Origin of the sequence: Bacillus massilinigeriensis (genome assembly GCF_900117315.1) — a bacterium.
Taxonomy (GTDB): Bacteria; Bacillota; Bacilli; order Bacillales; family Cytobacillaceae; genus Bacillus_BE; species Bacillus_BE massilionigeriensis.
Genome location: NZ_LT630337.1, coordinates 1,626,087 through 1,652,740 on the forward strand (window position 1 = coordinate 1,626,087; position 26,654 = coordinate 1,652,740).

The window sequence follows — 26,654 nt, forward strand, 5'->3', positions numbered from 1 at the left end:
AACCTACTCATCATCAAATGGCTGTTGTTTATGCCTTTGGTCCACCAGCAACGTAAATAACCTGACCGTTTACAAATGAGGATTTTTCATCTGCATAGAAAGCAACGGCATTTGCAATATCCTCTGGCTTTCCAGATCTACCAACTGGAATCATTGCAATATTTGCCTTTACAAAATCTTCAAATGGATATCCCATTCTTTTAGCAGTATCCCTTGTCATCTCTGTTTCAATAAAGCCTGGAGCTACTGAATTCGTAGTAATTCCATATCTTCCAAGCTCGATAGCTAAGGTTTTTGTAAATCCTTGAAGGCCAGCTTTAGCTGCTGCATAGTTCGCTTGACCTCTATTACCTAGTGCAGATGTTGAGGAAATATTGATAATTCGCCCATATTTCTTTTCCACCATATATTTTTGAGCGGCACGAGCACAATTGAATGAACCCTTTAAGTGAACGTCCATGACGGTCTGCCAATCGGAATCTGTCATTTTGAATAATAGATTATCACGAATAACTCCTGCATTATTAACTAATATATCAACTGAACCGAATGTATCATGAACCTCTTTAACGGCATTCTCCACTTGTTCAGCATCTACTACATTGACAACCTTTGAAAGAACTTCAAAGCCCTGTTCTCGAAACTCACTGGCTGTTTCACCCAATGCTTCCTCATTAACGTCAAACAATGCCACCCTTGCACCTTCACTGGCGAGTAATTGGGCAATCCCTTTACCAATCCCTCTGCTTCCACCTGTAATAACTGCCACTCTACCATTAAATCTTGCTCCCATTTTAATTCCTCCCTTTTACACATTAGTCATATAAAACTCTCAAGTTTTCAATCTTTATGTAATAAATATACTTTTGCCTTTCCATACCAACCAGTTGGTATGTTATCTCTTATTTTAAATTGAAATTTCTGAAAATAAAAGTCTTTTTTATAAAAAATGTTAAAAGATGTATTTCGTTAACAGACGGAATTCCTTTTAATCTACATTTAAACCATCCACCAGAGATCCCAGTGGATGGTCGTTATTAAAACAATGACTGAATTTGATCCTTCCCTTTTCCTAGTCTATAATACTCCCAACTCACTTTCAGTCACTTTATATATTTCTTCTATTTTTTTACCCCTTGCTCTTGCAAGTACTTCCATACGAACAGAAAGCTGCTTCATTGTAAAGTTCATCGTTTCTTCCAGTGTTGCTCCAAAGTCGTTGTCCTGTTTTGCTTCATATCCTTCTTGATTGATTTTTATAGCATATTGCGCGAGCTCTTCCATTCTTTGAACGACAAAATCATAAAGATCTGGGTTTTCACAAATTAATCTTTGAAGTAGGAAGGTTCCATAACCGATGTGACGGGACTCGTCTTTTTTCAGTAGTCCCACCCCTTTTAATAAGCCAGGCATAAGTCCAAGTGTCTCTAGTGATTGATAAAAGGAATAATACCCCGTCTCAGCTAAAACACCTTCAACAAACATATTATATACGACAGATGCCTCTGCAATGGCTTCTGGGGATTGATCATGAATTAACCGCCCCATAGCTTCCGGTAAAATTTCATAAAAAACCTTTTTATAGGTATCTGAATGATGAACAGAGAGATCACCCTTTTCACCAATCGCATTCAACACTAGACGGAAAAACTCTGTATGCTTCGCTTCCTCAAATAAAAAGGTAGTTAAATACATCTCTTCTTCAAGTCTACCTTCCTTTGCAATTGCCATTATTAATGGCAACAAATCTAAGGTAACTGCTTCCTCACCAGCCTGAAACATTGATATTAATCGTAAAATTCCCTCTTGTTGTTCTGCCGTTAGTGTTTTCCAATCTTCGGTATCCTTTGAAAAGTCTATGTCTGTTGGATTCCAAACGCCGAATTTCTTTGCCTTTTGATATAATCGAAATGGAAAGGAATCCTCTGAAATCCCTCTTTCACTTGTAGTTAAATAAACTCGATTTCCCATTCTTTCTTCCCCCTATTTTATTAGAATTTATAAATCTACCATATGTTTGATTTGAAAAAATATGTTTATAAAAAATGAAGATTATATTACCTGATTAGTCTTATGAAGGAGTTTCGTTTGTAGATTCAGCTATGATTTCTGCAGCTGTTTTTCGAAGATGAGTTTTTAATATTTTCCCAACACCATTCCTAGGCAATGACTCTACAAATAGTACTTTTTTCGGCGTTTTATTTTTTGCAAGATGGTCTTGGCAATATTGAATGATTTCTTCCTCTGAAATGAAAGAATCGGTTTTTTTTACAATACAAGCAACCATTTCTTCACCCATCCTTTCGTCTGGGATCCCTACAACTGCTGCTTCAGAAACCAGTTCATGGGCTGTTAATAGCTCTTCAACGTCTCTTGGATAGATATTAAAACCACCGCGGATAATTAAATCCTTTTTCCTATCAACAATATATAAGTACCCATCCGCATCTAGCCTTGCCATATCACCCGTATACAGCCAACCATCCTTTAGTACCCGTTTGGTTTCTTCGTCATTTTGAAAATATCCTGGTGTTACATTGTCACCACGAACAGCGAGCTCACCGATTTCTCCAATAGGGACATTCTCCCTGTTTTCATTCACTATTTTCACTTCTACACCAGGTATCGGTAGTCCTACTGAACCAGGCTTTACAGGCTGATCTTTTAGGTGTGCAGTAACAATCGGAGCGGCTTCTGATAAACCATAACCCTCTAAAACAACGGCTCCAAATTTTTGCTGAAAGGCATTTAGCAATGCTACTGGTAATGGCGCAGAGCCAGAACCTACAGATTCAAGGCTGGATGTGTCATACTGATTTGCTAATGGATAGGCGCACATAGCATGAATCATGGCTGGAACGGCTGAAAAGGTTCTTACTTTATATTTTTCAATGGCTTCAAAAACAGACTTCAAATCAAACTTAGAAAAGATCACAATGGAACTCCCTGTTAAGTAACAAATGTTCGATATGGTTAGACCATATACGTGGGCAAGGGGAAGTACTCCCAGTGTTGTCCCTCGTTCTGTTTCATTATGCTTCACTGAGTTTTCCGCATTTGAGTAAAGATTTCTGTGGGTTAATAATACTCCTTTAGGGTTTCCTGTAGTACCAGAGGTATATAATATTACTGCTGTGTCATCAGGCTTTACTTGGATATTCTCATTTGAACCCTGATCTTTCATAATGTCATATAAATTGTAAGCCCTTTCATTTGTTGGCTGATCGACCACAATTAAAATAGGTTTCGATGGTAACCCTTCCAAAGCCAATTCAACATTTTGAACGATATGAGAGGTTGTAATCACTGCTTTTACACCCGAATTCAACGCGATGTAGTGAATTTCCTTTGGATGAAGCATATACATAATTGGAACAATAATGGCACCAGCCCTGATGATCCCTTGATATGCAAAAAGTACCTCAGGGCAGTTTGGCATACAAATCATGACCCTGTCACCTTTATCAATTCCCAGCTCCTTTAGACCATTTGCAATAGAATCAGAGTACATTTTTGTTTCTACATTGGTATATTGCTTGTCATGAAAATAAAGGAACGGATACTCACCAAATTGTTCTATATTTGTTTCTAAAAGCCCTTTAAGATTCATCAAATCCTCTCCTTTTTTAAATAGAAGGAATAGCGGTAGTTATTTTCCAGCTTCAATGAAAAGTCCGTATCAATATTTCATTAAAAACACCTGCCTTTACTATCCAATTAAGAGGTATTAGCATTTATATAACCCTATCAAAAAATATATTTTCAATATGGCTATAATATGTAAAAGTTCTTCCATTTTCCTGGAAACCCTTCCTGTTTTCTACTTTTTTCTAAATTTTCTTTAATATCCTCACTCTCAAATTTTAAAATGTAATGCCACTACTTTTAAAGAAACTATTATTACGATTTTATTTTACCTGCTAAGTATATTCATTAATTCAATAATAGTAGGTCTGTCTCATTCGATGCAGCACATCTTATGGGACAGACCCACTATTAATCTATATCTCATTTACAAAAGGATACTCTTTTTTATTGAGGCATCTCATCATTCTTTCTCTAAATATATCTGACGTAATCATTTTTTTCGCTTGGCTGATGCTGAAATAACCTACATCTTGACTCTCATCAGAAGAAGCTAACTCACCACTGACGGCCTTTCCCGAAAAAATAACGATAACTGTTGAACCCTCAACATCCTGTTCAATTCCATAAATTCCTGTCACCTTTATATTAATCCCTGTTTCCTCTTTTACCTCTCTTTTTGCAGCCATTTTCAAGGATTCACCTTGATCCACGTAACCTCCAGGAAACTCCCATCCCCTTTTATAGCTTTTTACTAAGAGGATTTGTTTCTTATGATTCCAAACCATTGTTGCAACTGCCAACTTATGCTTTGCGATTGACAATCGTTTCACTTCTTCCCTTATATTTTGGTCAAATAATCTTCAAGAAGTACTAGAAATCGTTCGATATCTCTTTGATGGATATTACCGATATTAGCCACGCGAAAGGTTTTTTGCTGATCAAATTTTCCCGGGTAGATGGTAAAACCATTTTTATAGAAAAAATCATGCATCTTCTGAAAATCATAATTTGAATGAGCTGGTTCAATAATAGCGGTGATAATCTTTGAATGATGGCTTTTATCGACAATATGTTCAAGACCAAGCCGTGATATCCCATTCACTAATGTCTCCCACGATTGTGTGTATCTTTGATATCTATTTTTAATACCCTCCCATTTTGTTTCTAATATTGCCTGTTTTAATGCATATAGCGTTTGCACTGGAGGGGTGAATCTCATTTGATTGGTTAATTCAAAATGCTCATATTGGGAGTATAAGTGGAGATAATGATTCCTTGGTTTAATATATCTTGTTTCGTTCAACGCTTCCTTATTAGCGATGACAAAGGATACTCCTGCCATACCTTGAAGGTTTTTATTGGAGCTTGCTGCTAAATAATGGATATTCATTTTTTCCATATCAATAGGAATCGCCGAATATGAACTCATAGCATCAACGATCAACTGTATATGATATTTTGCACATAGTTCTCCTATTTCTTTTATTGGATTGAGAAGTCCCGTTGTCGTCTCATTATGAACAACTGCTAGGTGGGATATTGGATAAGAGCTTTGTTGAATAAATTCTTCTAGCTGTTGTATATTGATGGGTATGTCCACAGCGCTTTCAAACGGTAAATAGGCCAAATCGTAGGCATTAGCTATTTGACACATCCTCTTTCCGTATGCCCCGTTATTTATGATGATTACTGCATCTTTACCAATAACCGAGCTTAAGATTGACTCTACTGCAGCAGTTCCTGAACCACCGAATAGGACCGTTGTATATTCTTCAGTTGAAGCGACAAACTTAGTTAATTCCTTTGAAATCCAGCCCATCAGTTCTCCAAATTCCTGTTCTCTTGGGCAGATATCCGCCACTACTTGGGCATACTTTACAGTATCACTCGTGGTGGCTGGCCCTGGATTAAGGAGAATATTCCTTTTAACTGGTGCTGGAATTTCCTCTCTTGCTTGAATGAGTGGAAAAATCACGTTTTCTGCACGCTCCCAATGGGACTCGTCATCCACCTCACACCAGGCAACCTCTTGTAGCTTTAATATATTTATTTTTATGTCCTTTGAAACCCCCACTATCGCCTTCTCATAATCGATGTTTGAATGATTTTCCAGTACTTTCTCTGCATACGAGCACATCTCCAAAAAGGTTCTGTAAGATATTTTGGATATCCCTAATAATTCAGCATAAATGGAGTTTAATTCCTCTTTATTTTTGGACATATTTACTAGATGCCCTGATGAATCCGACTCAATAAAGACTTCATCACCTGAATGTGTAAAGGGGCTTGCAAGAATGACATCTTGGTTCTGATCATCTACTAGACTCTTCAAAGCATTCTTTTCATATATCAAATCAGATTCAAGCAAAAGAAAATCTTCCTTTACATGTTCCTTACATACGAAGAGTGTGTACATACTCCCTGTTGACTCATATAAAGGATTATTCACACATGTAATTTCCGGGTATTTCTTCATCAGGGCATGATACATTTCTTTTTTATAGCCTGTTCCAATCAATATTTTTTCAATACCTATCTCTAATAGCTTTTGAATTGAATGCTCAATAATCGGTTTGTGCTCAAGCTCCAGAAACCCCTTTGGTCGATCCGCAGTTCGATTTCCCATTCGACTACCCATACCAGCTGCAACAATAACGGCCGTTTTAATCATTGAGAAACACCTGCATTCTTTCCTTTACTTCATATGGTTTTAGCTTAGGACGGCCTACACCTTTCATCGAACCTTTCGTAATCCTTAAATATAAAAAGGTTAATTGTGGCTGTTTTTTCCAATCCTGAATAAATTGGGCTAGCTCTACTAGGTTATGAACATATATAGAGTTTTCATAGCCACAGCTAGCTGCAATAGAGACGAAATCAACATTATGGGAAACAGTGGCTTGCCCTCCTGTTGAATCATGGGTCTGATTATCTAGCAGGATATGAAGCAAATTAGAAGGGTTTTGAAATCCATTCGTAGCTAAACAGCCCATGCGCATCAGGAAGGCTCCATCGCCATCAATCGTGACAATTTTTTTATCCCTTCTTACTAAGGAAAGTCCTAGTCCAAGTGAGCTTATACAACCCATCGAACCTACCATATATAGGTTATGATGAGAATCCTCAATCTCAAAAAGCTCCCTGCCTGTTTTACCTGTTGTCGCTAATTGAATGGTATGGGCATCCTTTTGGGAATTAATTACCTTCAATGCATCTATCCTCGATGGGAGCTGATCTTCGTTCGTTTTGACTATTTTCCTTTTATTGATTGATTGTTTGTCCCTCTGGTTAAGAAGTGTGACACTACCAAAGGTTCCTTTTGTTACAATAAAGAAATACGGCTGATTCCCTTCCAATACTCTCAATGCTTTATGAAGCTGCTCACAAGCCACTTCTAAATCACTTGAAAGATAGTCCCATTCAATCTTCATTAAAGTAAGCATGTCGCCAGTAATTTCACCCATAATTTCATGCTGTGGTTCATCAGATAATCCAGGCTCCCCTCGAAGACTGACAAAACCTAGAATGGGAATCTTAAATGGTTGGATAAGCGAGGTTAAGGGTGAAGAAGCATTGGTTAAACCAGAGTTTTGCATGAGAACAATTGGTCTTCTCCCCCCAATACTTGCGCCAGCAGAAATAGCTACCGCCTCCCCTTCATTTACAGCTGTCACATACTCACATTCATTAATGGCATAATTAATAAGGGGCTTTAAAAATGAACAAGGAACCCCACTGTAGAAATCAAAACCATATTTTTTTAATTCTTCACCAAACATTTCCGTAGGTATCATATTTTCTCACCATTTTGCTGAAGCTCGGTATAACCTTTTAAATCAAGCCATCCACCTTTAATATATTGAACAGAAATTGGATGGAAATCCCGAATATAGTTAAATAAATCCTTTAAGGTTAACCTTTGTACGTCTCCATCCTTCACTAGTGTCTTTATTGCTTCCTTAACGATTTCAGCTCCATACTCCGTTACTTTCCAAAGACCGATAAACTCACCATGGATCTCTCGGTCATCCACACAAGTAAAGATATCAATTAGATCAACAGTTTTAGAAAATAATTTTTTAGAATAAGGATGATTAGTAGTTACATAGTTTTTTTCTGGACCTCGTTCAAAGTCAGCATCGACGATTATAGTAATATCATTTGGGTCATTTAATAGCTCCTCTAAAACATGCTGCTTATAATAAATATCACTATAACTAAACACTGTACTACCCTTTATCTTTTCTCTCATTTCTATCAGTCTATATACTTCATTATTAGATTGATGGTCATTAGTATTAGTATTTCCAGTAACATAAACCTCTTTCAATCCCAATGTGTTAAATTGCTGAATTTGTTTATTTAGAAGTGATTGCTCCTCTGATTCCCTAAGGAAGACGATTGAATTTGACTTTCCTTTTTTATCAGAAAGGTATTTTTTTTCAGCAATAGCAAGTTCTTCAGCATCTTGAAGTTGGAATACTCTTTCAAGGGGTGCAACTTTACTTTCTATATTAATAAGGCTTTCTTCCAAATATATTTGTTTTGTCGTTTGTTCCATTGCTTTAATTGATGCCCTTAAATTGTGATTGGCCCAAATGGCGAGGCTAATTCCCATTTCTCTAAACCTTTCAGTCGGAACGGAATAGTATTTGGTTGGAACAATCACAACAGGAAGGCGATCTCCCCATTCCTTCATAAATGTTTCAATTTCAATAAAATCAGATCTCTTACTGTGAATAAGAATAGCATCGGTTCCGGCCTGACGATAGGCCTCTGCTCTTCTTAAAGCCTCCTCCAATCCCCATCCAGCAATCAAAGCCTCTATCCGAGATATGACAACAAAGTCATCATCCTTTTGGGTATCCTTCATTGCCCGAATCTTATTGCAAAATTCATCAATGTCAGCTAAGGGCTGTGCTTCTCCTTTAATAAATGAATTGGTCTTTGGGAACTGTTTATCTTCTATACAAACTCCAGCAATATCTCTTTGCTCAAGCTTTTTCACTAATCTTCTAGCATTATTAAAGTTTCCATATCCGGTATCACCATCTAGCAAAATAGGAATGGAGGTAGCATCACTCATAAACTCTAAAACTTCCAAAACCTGCGTCCATGATGCTTCATTATTATCTCTAACACCCATTGCTGCTGAGATAGATAGCCCACTAGCCCATATCCCCTTGAAGCCAACCTCTTCAACGATTTTTGCACTCAGTCCAGAATGTGCCTCCATCAGCAGCTCAAGCTGATTGCTATTTATCAAGTTCCGAAGTTGTGTTGTTTTTTTCATCTGTCATCCCCCATTCGTTCACGTCTCTTCATCTGGAATAAGTTTGTTCTTTAATTCAATAAAAGAAGGCTGCTTCATTACTCTATGTGTAATTTTTAAAAACAAAATAGTATCCTTATTTAATTGATCCTGCAGAATATCATATATTTCCATCCCATTTTCACAGAAATATACCTTGTTCTTTTCCATCCCTAATTCTAGGGCTCTCCTACCAATTGGTTCTGCCTCTTCCCCAACTACAAAAAGGAGATCTACCTTTGCTTCCACTGATATTTCACCCATTCTACGATATTCATCCACTGCAAACTGACTATCTCCTAGCTGTGGCATATAACCCAATAGGGCCACAGATTTCTTATCCCTAGAAATTTCTTTTAGAACCTTTAGTCCAGTTTCCATAGAAAGAGGCGATGAATTCCAGGTATCATCTATTACTGTGCAACCATTTACCCCTTTTTTAAATTCCAAGTGTTCCTCTACCTGTTCAAATTGCAACAATCTTTCTATTGCCTTCTCTGGTTCAATCCCAACATAGTAAGATGCACTAATGGCAGCTAATGCATTATAAACATTATGCTCCCCATATCCAGGCACAAAGGCTTTAAAGGTTTTGTCTTGATGCTTTAGAATAAAGTCCATTCCTCTATTACCATACTGAATATCCTGTGCTTGAAACTGTGCAGAGTCTTCCTTACCGAAATAAATGACATTTTTAAAAGGGGTAACATCCACAATCTTTTTAATATTTTCATCATCACCATTAAGAATGAGAACGCCACTTTCAGGATTAAGCCCTTCAACAATTTCCCCTTTTGCCTTCATATATGCCTCAGGTGTCTCACTATCAACAAGATGATGAACACCAATATTTAAGAGAATACGAATCTGTGGTTTGAAGTAACGACAAGCGATTCTTAAATAACCAGGATATGCTACGGGCATTTCAAATACAGCAATCTCTGTCTCATCATCAATATCAAGAAGATATCGTAGATTAACACTCATGGAGTTCATGCTCATCCAAGTGCTTTCTGTCACGTAATCCTCTTCAAGGATGGTTGCAATCATTTCCTTTGTTGTTGTTTTTCCACAGGTGCCTGTCACACCTATCACCGGAATATCGAATAGACCACGATAATAATCAATAAATTTCCAATAGGCTGCCTCAACATCATCCACGACAACGATGGTTATATCCTTTTCTAAACCAGTGCATTTTTCTGGTGTATCTGTTACAACTGCAACCTCGCTATTGTCACGCCAGTATTTCCCGTGGATTGAATCCCTTTTAAAATGGAATAAAAGAGTGTGGTCTTTTATTTCCTTATTAGTTCTTTTCATTACATGTTTAATCGTTTGATTTTGAGAGCCATGTATGATGTGTCCATTAATCTGCTCAACAACTGTGGCTAACGGCAGGTGTTTCATTCATTTGCCTCCAATCTCTTAAGTCTCATCTAATTCATAGCCCGTCAGTGAAGTTGCATAGTTTAACAACCGAAGAGCTGCTAAATGCCGAAGTTTATAGGCATGGACTTGTGCAAATAAATTATCAGGTTTTGCATTGATTTCGAGAATTTTGATCATGTCATGTTCATCTATGCAAACATCTACAGCCAATTCTCCAAAGGAACCAATTTCATTTTCAATCGTTTCCACTACACTTTTTGTCAATGTTGCAATTTGGTCGCGGATTTCGCGAAAATCACTTGGATTAGGATATAACTTACTTAATACATGACTCGACCGCTTGTTTATTTCCGTATCTGCTGACATAACACCCTCACTTGAAAGACGAGCAACCATTCCTGTCCTAACCCACTTCTGTCTTCCGTTTTTTTGCATATAGCAACGTAACTCAACGTAATTCCCATTTAATTTTTTTCTCTTTATAGCCTCTTGAACTAAGTAGAGTTTGTTTTTCTTCAATGGGAAAAATTTTGAAAACAACTCCTCTTTAGCACTAAATCGTTGATAATCTCTTTTTTCTAAATTCATCCAATAAATTCCATCTGCGTTTTGCATTATTCGGTAAATTCCATTGCTCAGCGCGCCGCCAACCGGCTTTACAAAAATCTCTCCATGAAGATTTAACATATCCTCTAGGTCAGACGGCTGTTCAAGTAGCCTTGTATCAGGGAGGAACTCCTCGTGGTCATGTATAAGAAGTTGGTGGGATGCCCATTTGTTTCCAGTTAATTCAAATAAGGTAGGAGTATTGATAAAAGGGATTTGGTAGACAAACTGTAATTTTGCACGGAGTTCATCCATTTCTTTATCACGTTTTTGTTTGCTTCGAAAATAGCGGTCATAGATGACTGCCGGAAATGGAAAAAGTCCCTCTCCATTCAATGTTGTCCCTTTAATAAGCTGCTGGTCCCATAGAATGTCATTCGGCTCAAACACATATACTAACATCTGTTTGTCCTTAGCAATTTTACTTAAATGCTGGAAATAGGTGGCTTGCCTTTCAAATGGACGATCTGCAAGTATACCCATAATTGGACCTAGAATAATTGCACCATTTGCAGAAGCAATCTTTGGATTCCAATCATTAGGGATAGCTAATTTCTTACGTAGCATCGGTGAAATTTGGAGGATATTAGAATTTCGAAATGAAAATGGATGCGGCCTTATTGTTGCCTTTGCAATTGATTTCCCAGCACAAATAAAGGTATCCTCTCCTTCTGTTAAATTGAATTTAGTCCTAATTTTCTTTGGGACATGAATGATTAGTCCCCTCTCGTATAATTCTTTCTGAACGGGAAGCCCCCAACTAATTCGGATATCTGTTGAACCAATTAATGTATTCTTTTCTTCAATAAAATTAATTAAATAGGATATTTCGTTCTCAAATTGTTGGTAGCTTTCAGTACTCAAAATGCTCTCTTTAATCTCTTCCCAAAGGGAATATAATACATGACGATTCCCTTGGTAATAAGCTCTTTGAATAAGTGGGTGGAATAAATGAGGGGTTTGCAAATTTAAATGTTCTTTGATAATTAGTTTGGCAAGACATAGTGTAGCAAGTGTTATTTTTGGTTCAATCAACCAGGAGCTTAAACTTAAATATTCAAATCCATATGGTTTTTCTCTTATACGTCCAAGACCTCCATGCTTCGTTCCCCTTCGTCGTCTACTTGTACTAGATTCCTCAATTAGGGCGAATGGAATCGCAAGATAATAGTCTAATGCTCTAATTAAGGCAACGGATGGTGGAACACCGAAATGAATATGCCCCCCACATTGATAACCAAAAAAGGGCATACTCCCTGCTTGGAACGAGATGTTTTGATATGGAACAGACAGTGATGCTTTGACGAGTAGTTCTTTTATATGACAAAAAAGCTCATAAGGAGATGATGAAGGCTCTGGTCTAATCTCTGCTAAGGCATATTCTCCACTATCCTGTTCAATTTGCCTTTCATCACATCCAATCGAACCTTCTACCGGAAAGAAATCGGATGCGGGCAATAGACTATCATCACAACTCAGCATAAATTCTACATCAGTACCTATTGTAAAGGATGGATGAATAGTTGTTTTACTGAGGCTCTTCTCTTCTTGAAGTGGATTTATATCAATTACAACTGGTATGTCATTTTCAATAATTCCTATTTTAACCATGGCATGAGAAGTCCCTGTTACATAGGCAGTGCGTACTGCTAACTCTAGCCATTCCTCAGGAAGGTCATCGATTCCAATCTCCTTCCATTTCCACCAATTTTCCTTTATTCTAATTGGCAATTCCATTTTCATTACTTTTTCCTGAACGCTTTCTTCTGCATTAATAACGAAAAGTCCTTTGATTTCCATCCTGTATTCTTTTTCAAAAGAGTACAGCTTAGTAAAAAAGTCAAACCCCTCTTCGTAGGCTTGTTCTTTTGAATGTACAATAGTAATATCTTTTCCTTCGTGATTTCCAAACCTCCGGCCAATGATTGGATATGTGGAAGTTTTCGCATCTACTACTTCAATCACTTTAATATTATTTATTTTGAGCATTTGGAGAGTTAGTTCTTTGTCCTCTGGTATCCAAAACTGGTCCTTAAACGACTCCACATGTAAAACCTCCTGTTTTTGCAAATAAAAAATATGCGATTGTTACGTCTCCACTTTTTTACCATATCATATGGGTTTTATCTTTTTTTTCCTGTGTTTTTACCCTGTCCAAAAGGAGTTTTAGAAAAAAAGAGGAAAAGTCAACCTCACTTTGATCAAAAATCCATGTAAAATAACCATTTCATACTTAAATGACATCTGTTTAGCACCATTCTTCTATTTTTGCATTCATTATCATTGAAGACATGCTGTGACAAACAAACTATATGAAGGTTCAGTAAATCTGACACGGAAATGGTTTTTGAATATTTTCAAAAGAAGGTGATTAAAAAAGTGGAAACCGATTATACTCAGCTTAAATATCTAAAGTATCATCTTGGAAGCAGAGGAATATGCTCTCACCTCGACGCACAGCACGCCATGCGACCAGAGGCTGATTTATTTACGGATCGAATCGTAGATCAAGTCAGAGAAAAAACAGAATGTGCATGTATTATCAGTACTACTTCCAGAAAAGTTGCAGATATAAATCGAAATCCCGATGGTCGTAATAACGAGGCAGTACTAGAATACAGGGATACAATAAAAAATATCCTTTATAATATTGGAATACTTAAACCTCCAAAAGAACAGATTCAAGGTCCTTATCTTCACCTGACGATTCATGGAATGAAGGATATTCACTACGGTCCATACGCCATTGAAATTGGAACCCAAAACGGGCAATCTTGTTCACCAGAAATCATGAAGTGGTTTATGTCTAGAATGACGGTGAAAGCAAAGGAGCTCTTCCCACAAATACAAATTGTTGTAGATGAATTGTTCAATGGTGATGAATCCATATTATTTCATCGGCTTGGGGATGGAGAAAACTATCAAGGCTATGGGCATCATTTCCATACCTTTCAAATTGAAATTTCGCGGACACTCCGTCAAAAACATTTACCTGAAATTGTTGAGTTATTATCATATATTATTTTGCAATTCCAAGATGAAATTGCCTGTAGCTAGCATATGTCCATCGTATACCTACTTCATTAGAAAGGATGAACGAAAGGTATGAAAAACATAAAAGGGGCTGTTCCCATAAGGTGCCAGGCACTTTATAGGACAGCCTCATTTTTTGTATTCAATGTTAACACCTTTTGAAGGATAACTAGCGATACCTAGGTGGATAACCATTTAATAAATGAACGATTTATTCCACCTCTCCAGCCTCATCTATGATCTTATTCACATATTTAGGGAGCACAAATGAAGACAAAAAGACATTACGATCAATATACTGGGTATCCTTATCTAACAACCTGTTTAAATCCGCCTCTATTGGATCCCATTTTTTTGAGGCAAGTGTAAAGCTCCAAATTCCACAAGGAAAAAGTGGAATGGTCACCAAGTAGGTTCGAACAATCGGAAACCGTTCACGAAGATTTTTTATCGTTCCCTGTAAGGTGGAAACATTGTAAATAGGGGATCCCGATTGAAAAACAGCAATGCCATCATCAGTTAGAGCATCATAAACATACTGATAAAAATCTGATGAAAATAATTTCCTTCCTGGACCAACTGGGTCTGGTCGATCTATGATTAGCACATCAAAATCACTTTTCTTTTCCTTTATCCAATCCATACCATCAAGATGAACCATGTGAAGTCTTGATTCTTTTTCAAATACAGATTCGGGGGTTAAGTATTTCCTGCAAATTTCCGTCACCTTCGCATCTAGTTCGCAAACTGTAATTTCTTCCACCCCAGTATACTTCATCACCTCTCGAGCAGGGCCACAGTCCCCTCCTCCAATCATCCCTACTTTCTTCGGATTCGGATGTGTAACTAGTGGAACATGACTGATCATTTCATTATAGATGAACCCTTCATTCATTGAATTTTGTGGGGTCCCGTCTAAAACGAGCATTCTACCAAACAATTTTGTTTCTACAATGCTTATCTGTTGATATGGAGACTTCTCATAATGGAGTAAGGATTGAGTTTTATACCCAACCTCCACATGCGCATTAGCGACGTAATTCCAAATCCAAATATTTCCGTCACCTTCTTTTTTAAGCCCAGAAAGAGATTTTTCCCTCGACATCCGCTCACCTTCTTAATGAATTCTTCAACACCTTTTATAGAGTATGATATGGTGGCAAGCATTGACATGCTCTATGCGCCCCATTTTTCACAAGGGATTTTCAATCACCGCCCCCCCTCCTTGGACAAAATGAAAAAAAGAGACCCCCAATTGGTAACAGATTGCATTACCTTTTGGGTGTCTCTTTCATCACTATGGTTATTTCCCTCTCCAATTGGGTTTACGTTTTTCTGCGAAAGCACGAGGTCCTTCCTTAGCATCTTCGCTAGAAAATACTTTTGAAGTATACTTTTCATTGATTTTCCATGCTTCAGGTGGAAAATCAATTGTTGAGTCCAAGCTTCGATACACAATTTCTTTACTGCTATTCACTGCCAGTGGAGCATTACTAATGATCTCCTCTGCCAGTTTCATAGCTGTTGACATAACCTCCCCATGAGGAACCACCTCATTTATCAAACCCCATTGCTTTGCTTCTTCAGCTGTTAAGCTCTTTCCTGTTAAAATGGCATGCATTGCGACCTTTACAGGAATTTGTCTTGGAAGACGCATTAAGCCACCTGCTCCTGCTATCAAGCCTCTTTTCACCTCAGGTAAGCCAAAGGATGCCTTCTCAGATGCAACAATCAAATCACATGCAAGCGCGATTTCAGTACCGCCGCCTAAAGCAAATCCATTCACAGCGGCGATTATTGGTTTTCCAATATAATGCTTAACAACTCCTGCAAAACCCCATTCTTGCATTTCCTTCGTTGTTGAAAATCCTCCAGATGCGATTTCTTTCAAATCAGCACCTGCACTAAATGCTCTATCCCCTGCTCCTGTCAAAATGGCCACTCTAAGCTCAGGGTCTTTGGAGAAATCCTCTAATGCTGTACCTACTTCAAGCCAAAGACGGCTACTCACTGCATTCATTGCCTCTGGACGATTAAGAGTAATGATGGCCATTTGATCCCTTTTTTCAAAGATAATTGTCTCGTAATTCAATAATAATCCTCCTCATAAAAACTTATAATCCCAATAAAGACGAGCTCTATAATATATCTATTCAATGGATTTAGAACAAGAACTTACCAATATAAAAAGATGTTCCATTTTTATTATTACTTTTGTCCATTTTCAATTTATTACAGGAATTTCCTTTAGAAATCTAGAATGAAATATATAGAAACGAATTAAGGCAGGTGATGGGATTGATAAGTAAATTTGTCATGCCTGAGGTAATTTTTGGAGGAGGATCACTTCAGCAGATAGGGGAAAGCTGTGTTCGACTTGGAGCAAAAAACGTATTAATTGTTTCTGATGAGGGTGTAATTGAAGCAGGATGGTTGGAGCAAGCGATCGAAAGCTGCAAAGCTGCTAACCTGAGCTATTCTTGCTTTAAGGATATCACCATGAATCCAAAAGATTATGAAGCGGAACGGGGAACAAATTATTATAAGGAAAACGAGTGTGATGCCATTATTGGTATAGGTGGAGGTAGTGTGATTGACGTTGCCAAGGCAGTTGCCATCCTTTCAACAAATGGTGGAAAAATATCTGATTATGAAGGGGTGGATCGCATCAAAGTTCCTCTCCCACCGCTTGTAATGGCTGGAACGACAGCAGGATCAGGCTCGGAGGTTTCTCAATTTTCTGTCATTGTTGATACAGAAAAAAGGAAAAAAATGACCATTGTTTCTAAGTCTCTTGTCCCTGATATTGCCATCGTTGATCCACTAACACTCTCTACAAAAAGTGCTCGTCTTACCGCTTCAACTGGATTAGATGTATTAACCCATGCAATCGAATCATTTGTCAGCATTGCTGCGACACCTCTTACCAATGTTTATGCCAAAAACGCAATAAAACTGGTGTCGGAATATTTACGACCTTCTGTTGCTTCAAAGCTGAATAAGGAAGCAAAGGAAAACATGGCAATGGCTAGTCTTCAGGCCGGAATTTCCTTTTCAAACGCCATTCTTGGTGCCGTACATGCGATGTCCCACTCCATTGGAGGAAGATATCCAATGCTGCATGGAGATGTCAATGCCGTCTTACTACCACATGTGATGGAATTTAACCTCCTTGCTGCGCCAAGAAGATTTAAAGAAATTGCTGATCTTCTAGGAGAGGATACTCGGGGCTTAACCCTTACAGATGCTGGAAAAAAGTCGATTGAATATGTCAAAAGACTATCATTCGATATTGGCGCACCTCAAAGATTATCTGAAATGGGTTTTGAAGAATACATGATAAAAGAAATGAGTGAACTTTCTTTAGAGGATGCTTGCATGATTACTAATCCCCGGGACATCAATGGCGAGGATGTTGAAAATCTATTAAGGAAGGCTTTATAGGGGGTCATCATGAATAACAGAGAGAAAATGATTGAGATATTAACTGGTGTAAAATCATCAAAAAGAAATTATTACACAGAATTAAAGAAGACCGTAATTGAACTACAAAAAAAGAACACCCAACTTGAAATTATTAATGAAGTAATGAAAAGTCTTAATATTGAAATGTCACTTGATGATATGCTAAAAAATGTATTAGAAAAATTAAAAACTATTTTCCCAATTGAACGAATCAGTCTATCTATGATTGATGGAAAAAACCTAGTACTTTCTAACGTTTATCCTCCTCATTCATACAGTATCATTCCTGGATCAACCCTTCCTGAAAAGCAATCATTATATTGGCATGTGATTCGAACAGGAAAGCCTCTATTCTATTATATTGGTTCAAAACTAAAGGATCCAAAATGGAGTGAAGAAAAAGCTCTAATGGAGTTGGGATTGGAGAGTATTCTTCTTTTCCCCCTTATCAGCAAAGGCAAAGTAACTGGAATATTTACATTAGGGAGTAAAGAATTAATGGACAATCATCCATCCGATCTTTCCTTTTTCCAACAGCTTTCTGACCAACTTGCGGTTTGTATGGAGAATGCTCGACTATATAACGAAGTACTAGACACGAAAAAACAATGGGAAGAAACATTTCAGGCTGTTTCGGATGCAATATTCATCGTGGGACTTCACGGGAATATCCTTCAAGCAAATCATGCAGCACATCAATATTTTATTAGCGAGAAAAGACTAACTGAAAAAAACGTGAACGATTTGTTTTTTACACAAGAAAAAAATCCATTCATGGAAACTTTGTCAACGGAAAATCCCTCATCAGGTAAATTACATATCGGTAAAAAAATATGTGAATGCTACTGTTTTCCTATCTTCAATGATTCTAATAAACTCTATGCTGCCATTATTTATATAAAAGATGTAACAGCTAAAAAACAAATTGAAGCACAGCTCATTCAATCAGGAAAGTTAGCGGCGATTGGAGAAATGGCTGCTGGAGTAGCTCATGAATTAAACAATCCTCTAACAGCGATAATGGGGAATTCTCAAATCCTATTACGTAAATTTGACCAACAAGATCCCTCCTATAAGCTACTAAACGACATCTATGAATGTGGGAAGAGAAGTAAAAATATCATTCGTAATCTATTAACATTTTCAAGACAGGATGAGTATTTATTTGAAAAATGCTCGGTTAACGACGCCATTCGTCAAGTATTAAGTCTTGTGGGAAACCAATTACAAAAACAAACCATTAAGGTTGAGACGGTACTAGATGAATCACTACCGTTAATCGAAGGCAGCAATCAACAAATTGGACAAGTGATATTAAACCTCCTCCTAAATGCTAAAGATGCTTTAGAGGAATCGAAAAGAATAGACAAAAAAATTATTCTAGAAACCTCTTTGCAGAAAATTGACGGGTATAGTTCCATCGTTCTCAGCGTTTGTGACAATGGATGTGGAATGGACTCTGAAATACTTTCGGAAATTTTCCATCCATTTTTCACTACAAAAAATGCAGTGAAAGGGAATGGCCTAGGACTGTCAGTTAGCCTTGGTATCGCTGAGGCACACGGAGGGACGCTTAAAGCAGAAAGCAAGCTTGAACAAGGAAGTACATTTAAACTGATTTTACCTATTCATAGTTAATACCTATTTAATATTTTTCATACTAAGGGGTGGAGCAATGTCCAGCATTTTAGTAGTAGATGATGAAACTGAAATCTGCCACTTTCTTCAGCATCTATTAGGAGACAAGGGGCATATTGTGACACTATGTAAAAGTGGAGAAGAATTTGATTTCCTCATAAAAAAACAGGAGTTTGATTTGACATTTCTAGATATACGGCTTCCCGACCGTAATGGATTAGATATTCTGCAAAATTTGAGGGTTATCCAACCAGCCTGTAAGGTCATTGTTATGACTGGTTACAGTACGGTAAAAACCGCTGTAGAGGCAATCAAATTAGGAGCTAATGATTTTATTGAAAAACCATTTGATGATATCAATGATATTGAGAAATTAACCGAACAACTATTGGGAGACGGGTTTGCTCCATCACAAAATGAGGCTCTTGAGTTAGCTAATCGTCTCGGCTACTTTATTGGCGAAAATTTTGAAATGAAACAATTATATGCCCTAGCATATAAATTTGCTAAGAAAAATGTCACGGTTTTAATTGAAGGTGAAACTGGAACAGGTAAAGAGGTGCTAGCACATTATATTCATTGTGCAAGCATGCGTCAAGAATATCCTTATATAGCAGTCAATTGTGGTGCCATATCTGAAAATCTACTAGAAAGTGAGCTTTTCGGTCATACAAAAGGGGCGTTTACTGGAGCGGTTAAAGATAGAAAAGGTTACTTTGAACAAGCTGGGAAAGGAACATTGTTTCTTGATGAAATCGGGGAGGCATCTCTCACTACCCAGGTCAAACTTTTAAGAGTATTAGAAACTGGGGAATTTATGAAGGTTGGTGGAGAACTCTCCATGCGCAGCCAAGCAAGGTTAATAGCTGCTTCCCATGTAAACTTACAACAAGCTGTTGTCGAAAACACATTTAGGGAGGATTTATTGTATCGTCTCGATGTGGTCAAATTGGTCATTCCTCCTTTAAGGGATAGGCTTCTGGATATCCCAGGTTTCATATACCATTATTTTAAAAAACATAACCTAAAACTATCCTTTTCTGAAGAATCGATCCAATTTTTATGTAAATATCAATGGCCAGGTAATGTGCGTGAGCTAGTAAATGTCATAAGGAGAGCAGCTGCCCTTGCTGAGGGAGAAACAACCATCATAACTCCGAAATATCTCGCAAATAAAATACTCGAAGCTGCGAACGGTTCCACCTTGGCCGAAGAAGCCCCTTTTTCAACAAGGCCTTTTGAAACGAACCCTGAAGTAGAGTTTGATCAATATTTAAAGCAATGGCAGCAGGAAATGAGCCATATATGGGAATCAGAAAGGAATCCCAATTTGGAAAAAGCACTGCAAATGATCAAATCACTAGAAGCGAAAACTACCGAGGCCTTCATAAAAAGAACATTAAGAAAAACAATTGGAAACCGAAAAGAAGCAGCAGAACTACTCGGAATTACCCAACGAAAACTTAGATATTTCCTTAATGAAAAAAAATAAAAGGGATGTCCCAAAAGAAAAGGTGTCACGCACCTTTTGGACATCCCTTTATATTATCTTTCCATTTGACCTTCTTCATTGGAATGAAACACTCTTGATCTTGTCATAAAACGTTGTCCCTCTGTCCCTTCTAGAGAGAACATGCTGCCTCGACCTGAAACTACATCAATTACTAACTGTGTATGCTTCCAATATTCATACTGTAATTTGTTCATATAGAAGGGGCAGCCTTCAATTTCACCAAGCAAAACATCGATATTACCAATAATAAAATCTCCTTGTCGATAACACATGGGAGCACTACCATCGCAGCACCCGCCTGATTGATGAAACATCAGAGGTCCATGCTTCGCTTTTAGCAATCGGATGAATTGAATTGCCTTCTCAGAAGCAACAACCTTTTCAATCATTCTCCCCTCCTCATTACTAGCCAAATGGTTATTAGAAAAATCCAAGTGCATCCGGACTATAGCTAACTAACAGATTTTTTGTTTGCTGGTAGTGAGATAGCATCATTAAATGAGTCTCACGGCCAATTCCAGACATTTTATACCCACCAAAAGCAGCATGTGCAGGATAAGCATGATAACAGTTTGTCCACACTCGCCCTGCCTCGATTCCACGCCCAAAGCGGTATGCCCTATTCATATCTCTAGACCAAACTCCTGCTCCTAACCCATATAATGTGTCATTTGCTATCTGCATCGCTTCTTTTTCATCTTTAAATGTCGTTACCGACACAACTGGACCAAAAATCTCCTCTTGGAAAATCCGCATTTTATTATTCCCTTTAAATACAGTTGGCTTAATATAATAACCATCCTCAAAACCTACAATATTATTTCTCTCTCCCCCTATTAAACATTGCGCACCTTCCTGCTTTCCTATATCAATATAGGACAGAATTTTCTCCAGCTGTTCGGTTGATGCTTGTGCCCCCATCATCGTTTCTGTGTCTAGAGGGTTTCCTGTTTTTATTTGTTTTACCCTGTCCAAAACACATTCAATAAATTGGTCATAAATCGATTCCTGAATTAACGCGCGTGAAGGACATGTACATACTTCTCCCTGATTTAAGGCAAACAAAACAAGTCCTTCTACAGCTTTATTTAAAAACGCATCGTCCTGCTGCATAATATCTTCAAAGAAAATATTTGGTGACTTTCCTCCAAGCTCAAGGGTTACTGGAATAATATTCTGTGATGCATATTGCATAATTAGACGACCAGTTGTTGTTTCACCGGTAAAAGCGATTTTTGAAATCCTTTGACTGGAGGCAAGCGGCTTACCTGCCTCGACACCGAATCCGTTCACAACATTTAGGACTCCAGGAGGTAATAAATCCCCAATAATTTCCATTAAAATCATAATTGATGCAGGTGTTTGTTCAGCTGGCTTAAGAACGATACAGTTTCCAGCTGCTAATGCAGGAGCAATTTTCCATGTTGCCATTAATAAAGGAAAATTCCAAGGTATGATTTGACCAACTACCCCAAGGGGCTCATGAAAATGGTAAGCAACTGTATGTTGATCGATTTGACTTAGTCTTCCTTCCTGAGCTCGAATAGCACCTGCAAAATAGCGAAAATGATCAATCGCTAATGGTAAATCAGCATTTAATGTTTCTCTCACTGCTTTTCCGTTGTCCCATGTTTCTGCAACAGCAAGTTTCTCAAGATTCTCTTCGATCCTATCGGCAATTTTATTTAGAATGATCGCTCTTTCTGCTACAGAGGTATTTCCCCATGCTTCTTTCGCTGCATGAGCTGCATCCAATGCTTTTTCTACATCTTCTTCTGTTGAACGCGCGACCTCACAAAATACCTGTCCTGTAATGGGAGATACATTTTCAAAATATTCTCCTCGAACAGGAGGGGTCCACTCTCCACCAATATAATTTTCATATCTTTTTTTAAAGGTAATAATTGACCCTAATTCCCCTGGTTTTGCATATATCATAAAATTAATTCCCCCATAGATTTTAATAAAAAGCCAAATCCCCTTTTAAAACTAAATAAATAGTTAGAAAAAACCAATCTTGGAAACTAGAATTCTCTTAAGTTTACTCGGGGCAGATTGAACTGCCCCGGAAGTAAAGCGTTTTCAAAACATCGAATGTTAATTCATTTTTAGAACTATTCTTCCGTTAATTTTTCCAGATTCCATCTTATCAAATACCTCATTGATTGTATCAAGTGGCGCAGTTTCTATTTGACAGCGGATTTTTCCTCGTGCTGCAAAATCTAAAGCTTCCTGCATATCCTTTCTTGTTCCAACGATTGATCCCCTTACTGTAACACCATTAAGTACTGTATTAAAAATAGGTATTGGTAGCTCATCATGAGGAAGGCCAACGACTACTAATGTTCCACCACGTTTAACAGATTGATAGGCTTGCTCAAATGCCTTTTTCGTTACTGCCACACTTACTGCGGCCTGAGCTCCTCCAACCCTCTCTTGAATAGCTGCAGCTGGGTCAGTTTTCAAACCATTGACTGTTAAATCTGCCCCAAGTTCTTTCGCTAATTCCAATTTTTCATCTTGAATATCGACGGCAATTACATTGAAGCCCATTACTTTTGCATATTGAAGGGCAAGATGTCCTAGTCCCCCGATACCATAAATGGCGACCCAATCACCTGGTTTTGCATCGGAAACCTTTAATGCTTTATAGGTTGTCACCCCTGCACAAAGAATTGGCGCGACCTCCACTGGATCTAGTCCATCGGGAATTTTTGCAACATAATCAGCTGGGGCTTTACAATATTCAGCATATCCACCATCAACTGAGTACCCGCCGTTCTTTTGTTCTAGGCAAAGGGTTTCTCTGCCACTTAAACAATATTCACATTCACCACAGGCGGAATATAACCAAGGTACCCCAACTCGATCTCCAACTTTAATCGACTTTACTCCTGCACCTACTTCCTCAACAATTCCTACTCCTTCATGCCCTGGAATTAAAGGAAGCTTTGGCTTTACCGGCCAGTCCCCATGTGCCGCGTGAAGATCCGTATGGCATACTCCACATGCTTCAATCTTCACAAGAACTTCCCCATGTTCCAAAGTTGGCTTTGGAACCTCTTTAATTTCTAGCTGTCTTTTAAACTCATTAACAACTGCTGCTTTCATTTCCATTCCCCCTAATGTTTGATTCACTATAATTAATGCAAGTACTGTGCCAGGATTAATGGTCAAAGAAAAATTTTTTTGTTCTTCCATAAAAATCACTTTTTGAATAGGCTATCCCAGCATTCTATTGCTTATAAAAATGCAATATCATAAGACGAGGAAATTATAAAATAAAGGAAATAATATAGATATCTCCTTTTTCAGCCGAAATATTGGCCAAACATACCAATTATTTGGCTAAAATGACCAAGGGTGAAAACAGAATATTAACAAAAAAGACTTATACGATTAAGGCATAATTAAAATTACCTAATTGACAAATTCTTTTCAGATAAAAATTCAGAAAGAGGATATATTAACCATAGGTTTTTTCAATTGATATTAAAAAGGTGAATAGGATGGATTTTTTTCATAGCCAAGAATCGTTAACTACCATGCAATGGATCTTAAGGGCTATTGTAGCTTATTTCTTTATGTTAATTGCAGCAAAGGTTATGGGGCAGCGTTCGATTTCCCAGTTAAGATTACTTGATTTTGTTATGGCTTTAATCGTTGGGAATATTATTGCGCACCCCCTATCAGATGAGCATTTAGGTTTAAAGGGTTCAATGATTACAATGAGTGTACTAATTATTCTATATACATTAAGTGTAACGGTCAGTTTAAAATCAAATAGAATTAGAAAAATATTGGATACTACTCCTATAAAATTAATTGAAAACGGAGAAATTCTATATAAAAATCTAGCTAGGGCAAGAATTTCAATCGATTACTTGCTTACAGAATTGCGAAAGGAGAAAATTGATGATATTTCGAAGGTGGCTGTTGTCATGTGGGAATCAGGTGGAACTCTTTCTCATTTCATGAAACCTGAATATGAACCAGTGACACCATCGGATTTGAATCTTCCCAAAAAATCCTTTGATTTACCTGTTACAATTATTAAAGAGGGAAAGGTACATCAATCAGGTTTGCATTCCTTAGGAAAAGATGAAACATGGCTAAGAGAGAAAATTCATCAAACCTATCAAACTGAAATCCATAATATTTTATTGGCCACGATGAATAAAAAGGAGAAAATCTCAATTTTTCTGTATAAATAAAAAAAGGTGCCAGGCATCACAATAGCGGATGCCATAACACCTAATTATATCTTTTTCACAAATTCAGATTTTAGCTTCATAGCACCAAAACCGTCAATTTTACATTCAATATCATGATCTCCATCCACTAATCGGATATTTTTGGCTTTAGTACCGATTTTTAATACGGATGAGCTCCCTTTCACCTTTAGGTCTTTAATTACGGAAACCGTATCCCCATCTTGAAGTATATTTCCATTTGCATCTTTAATTACTTTCACATCTTCATTACTATCTGCTTCTCCTTCAGAAGCCCATTCATGAGCACATTCCGGACACACTAAAAGAGTGCCATCCTCATATGTATATTCAGAATTGCATTTTGGACAATTTGGTAAAGCTAACGCCATTTCACTTCCTCCATTCAAATTAATCAATTACATTTTTGTCTCATCCATTCCCAATGACTCTTTATATAGTGTCATATTCTTCTAAAGTTGGCAACCTTCCTCCAAGCTAAAATGTATATTAAAACGAACCAATTGGTAAAATAAAAAGGTGTTGCCTAATATTTGGGCAACACCTTTCATTTATACTTTTTTTAAAAATCTCAATCAAGAATGATTTATGTTGAAATGTATCAAGAAACTTGAATTAAAATTTTTGCATGGGATTTATCATTAATTAAAGCTTCAAAGCCTTCTTCTACTATATTCTCTAAAGTTGTTTTCTTCGTTACTACTTGATTTACATCAAGGATTCCATTGCTAATCATTCTAATGACTTCAGGGAAAATATGACGGTAAACACAGCTAGTTTTGATAGAGATGTCCCTATTAATCATGCTAAATAAATCTATTTTCGCAGGTTCGCTGAATAGAGAAATTACCATTACTTCTCCGCCTTTTTTCAGTACATTAATGGAATTAGTTAATGTTTGTTGAACCCCGGCAACCTCATAAGCAACATTCACGCCACCATATTCACTTATGATGACTTCTTCAGGATTCTCTTCAAGGCTATTGATGATATGAGTAGCCCCAACCTCCATTGCCTTATTTAATCTTTCCTTAGAGATATCTACAGCAATAATGCGAGCTGCACCTGCAGCCTTTGCAGCAAGGATTGTCAGTAAACCGATTGGGCCAACTCCAAATACAGCAACCGTATCTCCAACCTTTTGCTTGCTTTGTCTAACCGCATAGACAGCTACTGCCGTTGGCTCTATCAAAGCCCCTTGTTCAAATGTAACATTATCAGGAATTTTATGAATCATGTATGGATCGACAACAATATAATCAGCGAAGCCACCATCACCATTTAATCCAACAAAACCAAAGCCCTCACATAAGTTGTAATTTCCCTTTTTACAGTTTTCACATTTTCCACATTGATACATTGGCTCAATAGCAACTCTATCTCCAACACTAAGGCCTTCTACACCTTCACCTAACTCTGCCACAACTCCAGAGAATTCGTGCCCTAATACTAATGGTGCCTTTTGCCCGGATACAATATGTGGTGTATCAACTTGGACCCCAATTCCATGTTGGTAGGCATGAAGATCGCTACCGCAAATTCCTGCCCATTTTACGTTAATTTTTACTTTTCCTTTTTCAATCTGAGGCTCTTCTCTTTCTTCCACACGAGTATCATTTTTACCATACCAAACTAGTGCTTTCATCTTTGATGTCCTCCCTATGTAAATAAAACGAACAAAACTAGTTTATCACTTCCAATAATCGGAAAAGTGAATATTATATTAATATTTTTTATACAAATTTCGAACAATGAATTAAATCCATATTTTAAATTTGAAAAATTGTTTTGCATCACATTTCCTTTTTCTTCATACATTTAAACTCAAGAGGAAATAATTATATAGAAATAATTAATGGTTCGTATTAAGCAAAAA

21 protein-coding genes are annotated in these 26,654 nt (G+C 37.4%); 5 read left to right on the forward strand and 16 right to left on the reverse strand.

The genetic code is table 11. The features are described 5' to 3' along the window. Window positions 1-28: 28 nt before the first annotated feature. From BQ6100_RS08140 to BQ6100_RS08180, 9 genes are all read right to left on the reverse strand, one after another. Entirely contained in the window at window positions 29-793 is a 765-nt protein-coding gene (locus BQ6100_RS08140) for a beta-ketoacyl-ACP reductase (RefSeq protein ID WP_075981201.1), read from the reverse strand. Window positions 794-1,077: 284 nt separating this feature from the next. Continuing rightward, window positions 1,078-1,971, reverse strand: coding sequence for a R2-like ligand-binding oxidase (locus BQ6100_RS08145; protein ID WP_075981202.1), 894 nt, complete (start codon window positions 1,969-1,971; stop codon window positions 1,078-1,080). A 100-nt stretch (window positions 1,972-2,071) separates the two neighbouring features. Next, entirely contained in the window at window positions 2,072-3,610 is a 1,539-nt protein-coding gene (locus BQ6100_RS08150) for a long-chain-fatty-acid--CoA ligase (RefSeq protein WP_075981203.1), read from the reverse strand. Window positions 3,611-4,001: 391 nt separating this feature from the next. Then, a complete protein-coding gene (locus BQ6100_RS08155; RefSeq protein ID WP_235816502.1) occupies window positions 4,002-4,418 on the reverse strand; it encodes an NUDIX hydrolase in 417 nt (138 codons plus the stop codon). An 8-nt stretch (window positions 4,419-4,426) separates the two neighbouring features. Further along, window positions 4,427-6,259 carry a 2-aminoethylphosphonate aminotransferase gene (locus BQ6100_RS08160; RefSeq protein WP_075981205.1) on the reverse strand — a complete coding sequence of 611 codons (1,833 nt, stop codon included), beginning with the start codon at window positions 6,257-6,259 and terminating at the stop codon, window positions 4,427-4,429. Then, window positions 6,252-7,382 (reverse strand): phosphonopyruvate decarboxylase, encoded by a 1,131-nt coding sequence (gene aepY / locus BQ6100_RS08165; protein WP_075981206.1) that lies wholly within the window; start codon window positions 7,380-7,382, stop codon window positions 6,252-6,254. Before aepY ends, BQ6100_RS08160 begins: the two co-directional genes overlap by 8 nt. Beyond that, complete coding sequence (aepX, locus tag BQ6100_RS08170) at window positions 7,379-8,881, reverse strand: phosphoenolpyruvate mutase (protein ID WP_075981207.1); 1,503 nt, start codon at window positions 8,879-8,881, stop codon at window positions 7,379-7,381. The genes aepY and aepX overlap by 4 nt, the downstream gene beginning before the upstream one ends. An 18-nt stretch (window positions 8,882-8,899) precedes the next feature. After that, the gene (locus BQ6100_RS08175; RefSeq protein ID WP_075981208.1) at window positions 8,900-10,309 is read right to left on the reverse strand and encodes a Mur ligase family protein; all 1,410 of its coding nucleotides are present in this window, start codon (window positions 10,307-10,309) and stop codon (window positions 8,900-8,902) included. Window positions 10,310-10,327: 18 nt separating this feature from the next. Then, window positions 10,328-12,943 carry a putative amidoligase domain-containing protein gene (locus tag BQ6100_RS08180; RefSeq protein ID WP_075981209.1) on the reverse strand — a complete coding sequence of 872 codons (2,616 nt, stop codon included), beginning with the start codon at window positions 12,941-12,943 and terminating at the stop codon, window positions 10,328-10,330. Between the two features lie 321 nt (window positions 12,944-13,264). Between BQ6100_RS08180 and BQ6100_RS08185 the strand changes: the two genes are divergently transcribed. After that, the gene (locus BQ6100_RS08185) at window positions 13,265-13,954 is read left to right on the forward strand and encodes an N-formylglutamate amidohydrolase (RefSeq protein WP_235816503.1); all 690 of its coding nucleotides are present in this window, start codon (window positions 13,265-13,267) and stop codon (window positions 13,952-13,954) included. A 187-nt stretch (window positions 13,955-14,141) separates the two neighbouring features. On the opposite strand, the gene speE is transcribed toward BQ6100_RS08185, so the two are convergent. Then, window positions 14,142-15,035 carry a polyamine aminopropyltransferase gene (gene speE, locus BQ6100_RS08190; RefSeq protein WP_075981210.1) on the reverse strand — a complete coding sequence of 298 codons (894 nt, stop codon included), beginning with the start codon at window positions 15,033-15,035 and terminating at the stop codon, window positions 14,142-14,144. A gap of 198 nt (window positions 15,036-15,233) precedes the next feature. Continuing rightward, window positions 15,234-16,022 carry a crotonase/enoyl-CoA hydratase family protein gene (locus tag BQ6100_RS08195; RefSeq protein ID WP_075981211.1) on the reverse strand — a complete coding sequence of 263 codons (789 nt, stop codon included), beginning with the start codon at window positions 16,020-16,022 and terminating at the stop codon, window positions 15,234-15,236. A gap of 224 nt (window positions 16,023-16,246) precedes the next feature. Between BQ6100_RS08195 and BQ6100_RS08200 the strand changes: the two genes are divergently transcribed. From BQ6100_RS08200 to BQ6100_RS08210, 3 genes are read left to right on the forward strand one after another with little or no spacing between them, the layout of a single operon-like run. Next, window positions 16,247-17,374, forward strand: coding sequence for an iron-containing alcohol dehydrogenase (locus BQ6100_RS08200; RefSeq protein WP_235816504.1), 1,128 nt, complete (start codon window positions 16,247-16,249; stop codon window positions 17,372-17,374). A gap of 9 nt (window positions 17,375-17,383) precedes the next feature. Continuing rightward, window positions 17,384-19,033, forward strand: a complete 1,650-nt coding sequence (locus BQ6100_RS08205; protein WP_075981213.1) for a sensor histidine kinase — start codon at window positions 17,384-17,386, stop codon at window positions 19,031-19,033. 37 nt (window positions 19,034-19,070) lie between these two features. Then, window positions 19,071-20,525, forward strand: a complete 1,455-nt coding sequence (locus BQ6100_RS08210; protein WP_075981214.1) for a sigma-54-dependent transcriptional regulator — start codon at window positions 19,071-19,073, stop codon at window positions 20,523-20,525. Between the two features lie 53 nt (window positions 20,526-20,578). On the opposite strand, the gene BQ6100_RS08215 is transcribed toward BQ6100_RS08210, so the two are convergent. The 3 genes from BQ6100_RS08215 to adhP form a co-directional block, all read right to left on the reverse strand. After that, window positions 20,579-20,935 (reverse strand): DUF779 domain-containing protein, encoded by a 357-nt coding sequence (locus tag BQ6100_RS08215; protein WP_075981215.1) that lies wholly within the window; start codon window positions 20,933-20,935, stop codon window positions 20,579-20,581. Window positions 20,936-20,966: 31 nt separating this feature from the next. Then, complete coding sequence (adh, locus tag BQ6100_RS08220; RefSeq protein WP_075981216.1) at window positions 20,967-22,484, reverse strand: aldehyde dehydrogenase; 1,518 nt, start codon at window positions 22,482-22,484, stop codon at window positions 20,967-20,969. Window positions 22,485-22,643: 159 nt separating this feature from the next. Then, on the reverse strand, window positions 22,644-23,657 hold the full coding sequence (gene adhP / locus BQ6100_RS08225) for an alcohol dehydrogenase AdhP (RefSeq protein WP_075983480.1): 1,014 nt from the start codon (window positions 23,655-23,657) through the stop codon (window positions 22,644-22,646). A gap of 398 nt (window positions 23,658-24,055) precedes the next feature. Between adhP and BQ6100_RS08230 the strand changes: the two genes are divergently transcribed. After that, entirely contained in the window at window positions 24,056-24,760 is a 705-nt protein-coding gene (locus tag BQ6100_RS08230) for a DUF421 domain-containing protein (protein WP_075981217.1), read from the forward strand. A gap of 44 nt (window positions 24,761-24,804) precedes the next feature. Here the strand turns inward: BQ6100_RS08230 and BQ6100_RS08235 are convergent, their stop codons facing one another. Beyond that, a complete protein-coding gene (locus BQ6100_RS08235) occupies window positions 24,805-25,149 on the reverse strand; it encodes a zinc ribbon domain-containing protein YjdM (RefSeq protein WP_075981218.1) in 345 nt (114 codons plus the stop codon). A gap of 230 nt (window positions 25,150-25,379) precedes the next feature. Continuing rightward, window positions 25,380-26,423: a 2,3-butanediol dehydrogenase gene (locus tag BQ6100_RS08240; RefSeq protein ID WP_075981219.1), complete on the reverse strand. Its 1,044-nt coding sequence runs from the start codon at window positions 26,421-26,423 to the stop codon at window positions 25,380-25,382. Between the last annotated feature and the right edge of the window lie 231 nt (window positions 26,424-26,654).

Coding starts and splice junctions, on each gene's coding strand:
- speE (WP_075981210.1), bottom strand. CDS start 15,035: ATGTCGAGGGAAAAATCTCTTTCTGGGCTTAAAAAAGAAGGTGACGGA.
- BQ6100_RS08150 (WP_075981203.1), bottom strand. CDS start 3,610: ATGAATCTTAAAGGGCTTTTAGAAACAAATATAGAACAATTTGGTGAG.
- BQ6100_RS08160 (WP_075981205.1), bottom strand. CDS start 6,259: ATGATTAAAACGGCCGTTATTGTTGCAGCTGGTATGGGTAGTCGAATG.
- BQ6100_RS08230 (WP_075981217.1), top strand. CDS start 24,056: ATGGATTTTTTTCATAGCCAAGAATCGTTAACTACCATGCAATGGATC.
- BQ6100_RS08205 (WP_075981213.1), top strand. CDS start 17,384: ATGAATAACAGAGAGAAAATGATTGAGATATTAACTGGTGTAAAATCA.
- BQ6100_RS08235 (WP_075981218.1), bottom strand. CDS start 25,149: ATGGCGTTAGCTTTACCAAATTGTCCAAAATGCAATTCTGAATATACA.
- BQ6100_RS08175 (WP_075981208.1), bottom strand. CDS start 10,309: ATGAAACACCTGCCGTTAGCCACAGTTGTTGAGCAGATTAATGGACAC.
- BQ6100_RS08210 (WP_075981214.1), top strand. CDS start 19,071: ATGTCCAGCATTTTAGTAGTAGATGATGAAACTGAAATCTGCCACTTT.
- BQ6100_RS08140 (WP_075981201.1), bottom strand. CDS start 793: ATGGGAGCAAGATTTAATGGTAGAGTGGCAGTTATTACAGGTGGAAGC.
- adh (WP_075981216.1), bottom strand. CDS start 22,484: ATGATATATGCAAAACCAGGGGAATTAGGGTCAATTATTACCTTTAAA.
- adhP (WP_075983480.1), bottom strand. CDS start 23,657: ATGAAAGCAGCAGTTGTTAATGAGTTTAAAAGACAGCTAGAAATTAAA.
- BQ6100_RS08215 (WP_075981215.1), bottom strand. CDS start 20,935: ATGATTGAAAAGGTTGTTGCTTCTGAGAAGGCAATTCAATTCATCCGA.
- aepX (WP_075981207.1), bottom strand. CDS start 8,881: ATGAAAAAAACAACACAACTTCGGAACTTGATAAATAGCAATCAGCTT.
- BQ6100_RS08240 (WP_075981219.1), bottom strand. CDS start 26,423: ATGAAAGCACTAGTTTGGTATGGTAAAAATGATACTCGTGTGGAAGAA.
- BQ6100_RS08200 (WP_235816504.1), top strand. CDS start 16,247: ATGCCTGAGGTAATTTTTGGAGGAGGATCACTTCAGCAGATAGGGGAA.
- aepY (WP_075981206.1), bottom strand. CDS start 7,382: ATGATACCTACGGAAATGTTTGGTGAAGAATTAAAAAAATATGGTTTT.
- BQ6100_RS08145 (WP_075981202.1), bottom strand. CDS start 1,971: ATGGGAAATCGAGTTTATTTAACTACAAGTGAAAGAGGGATTTCAGAG.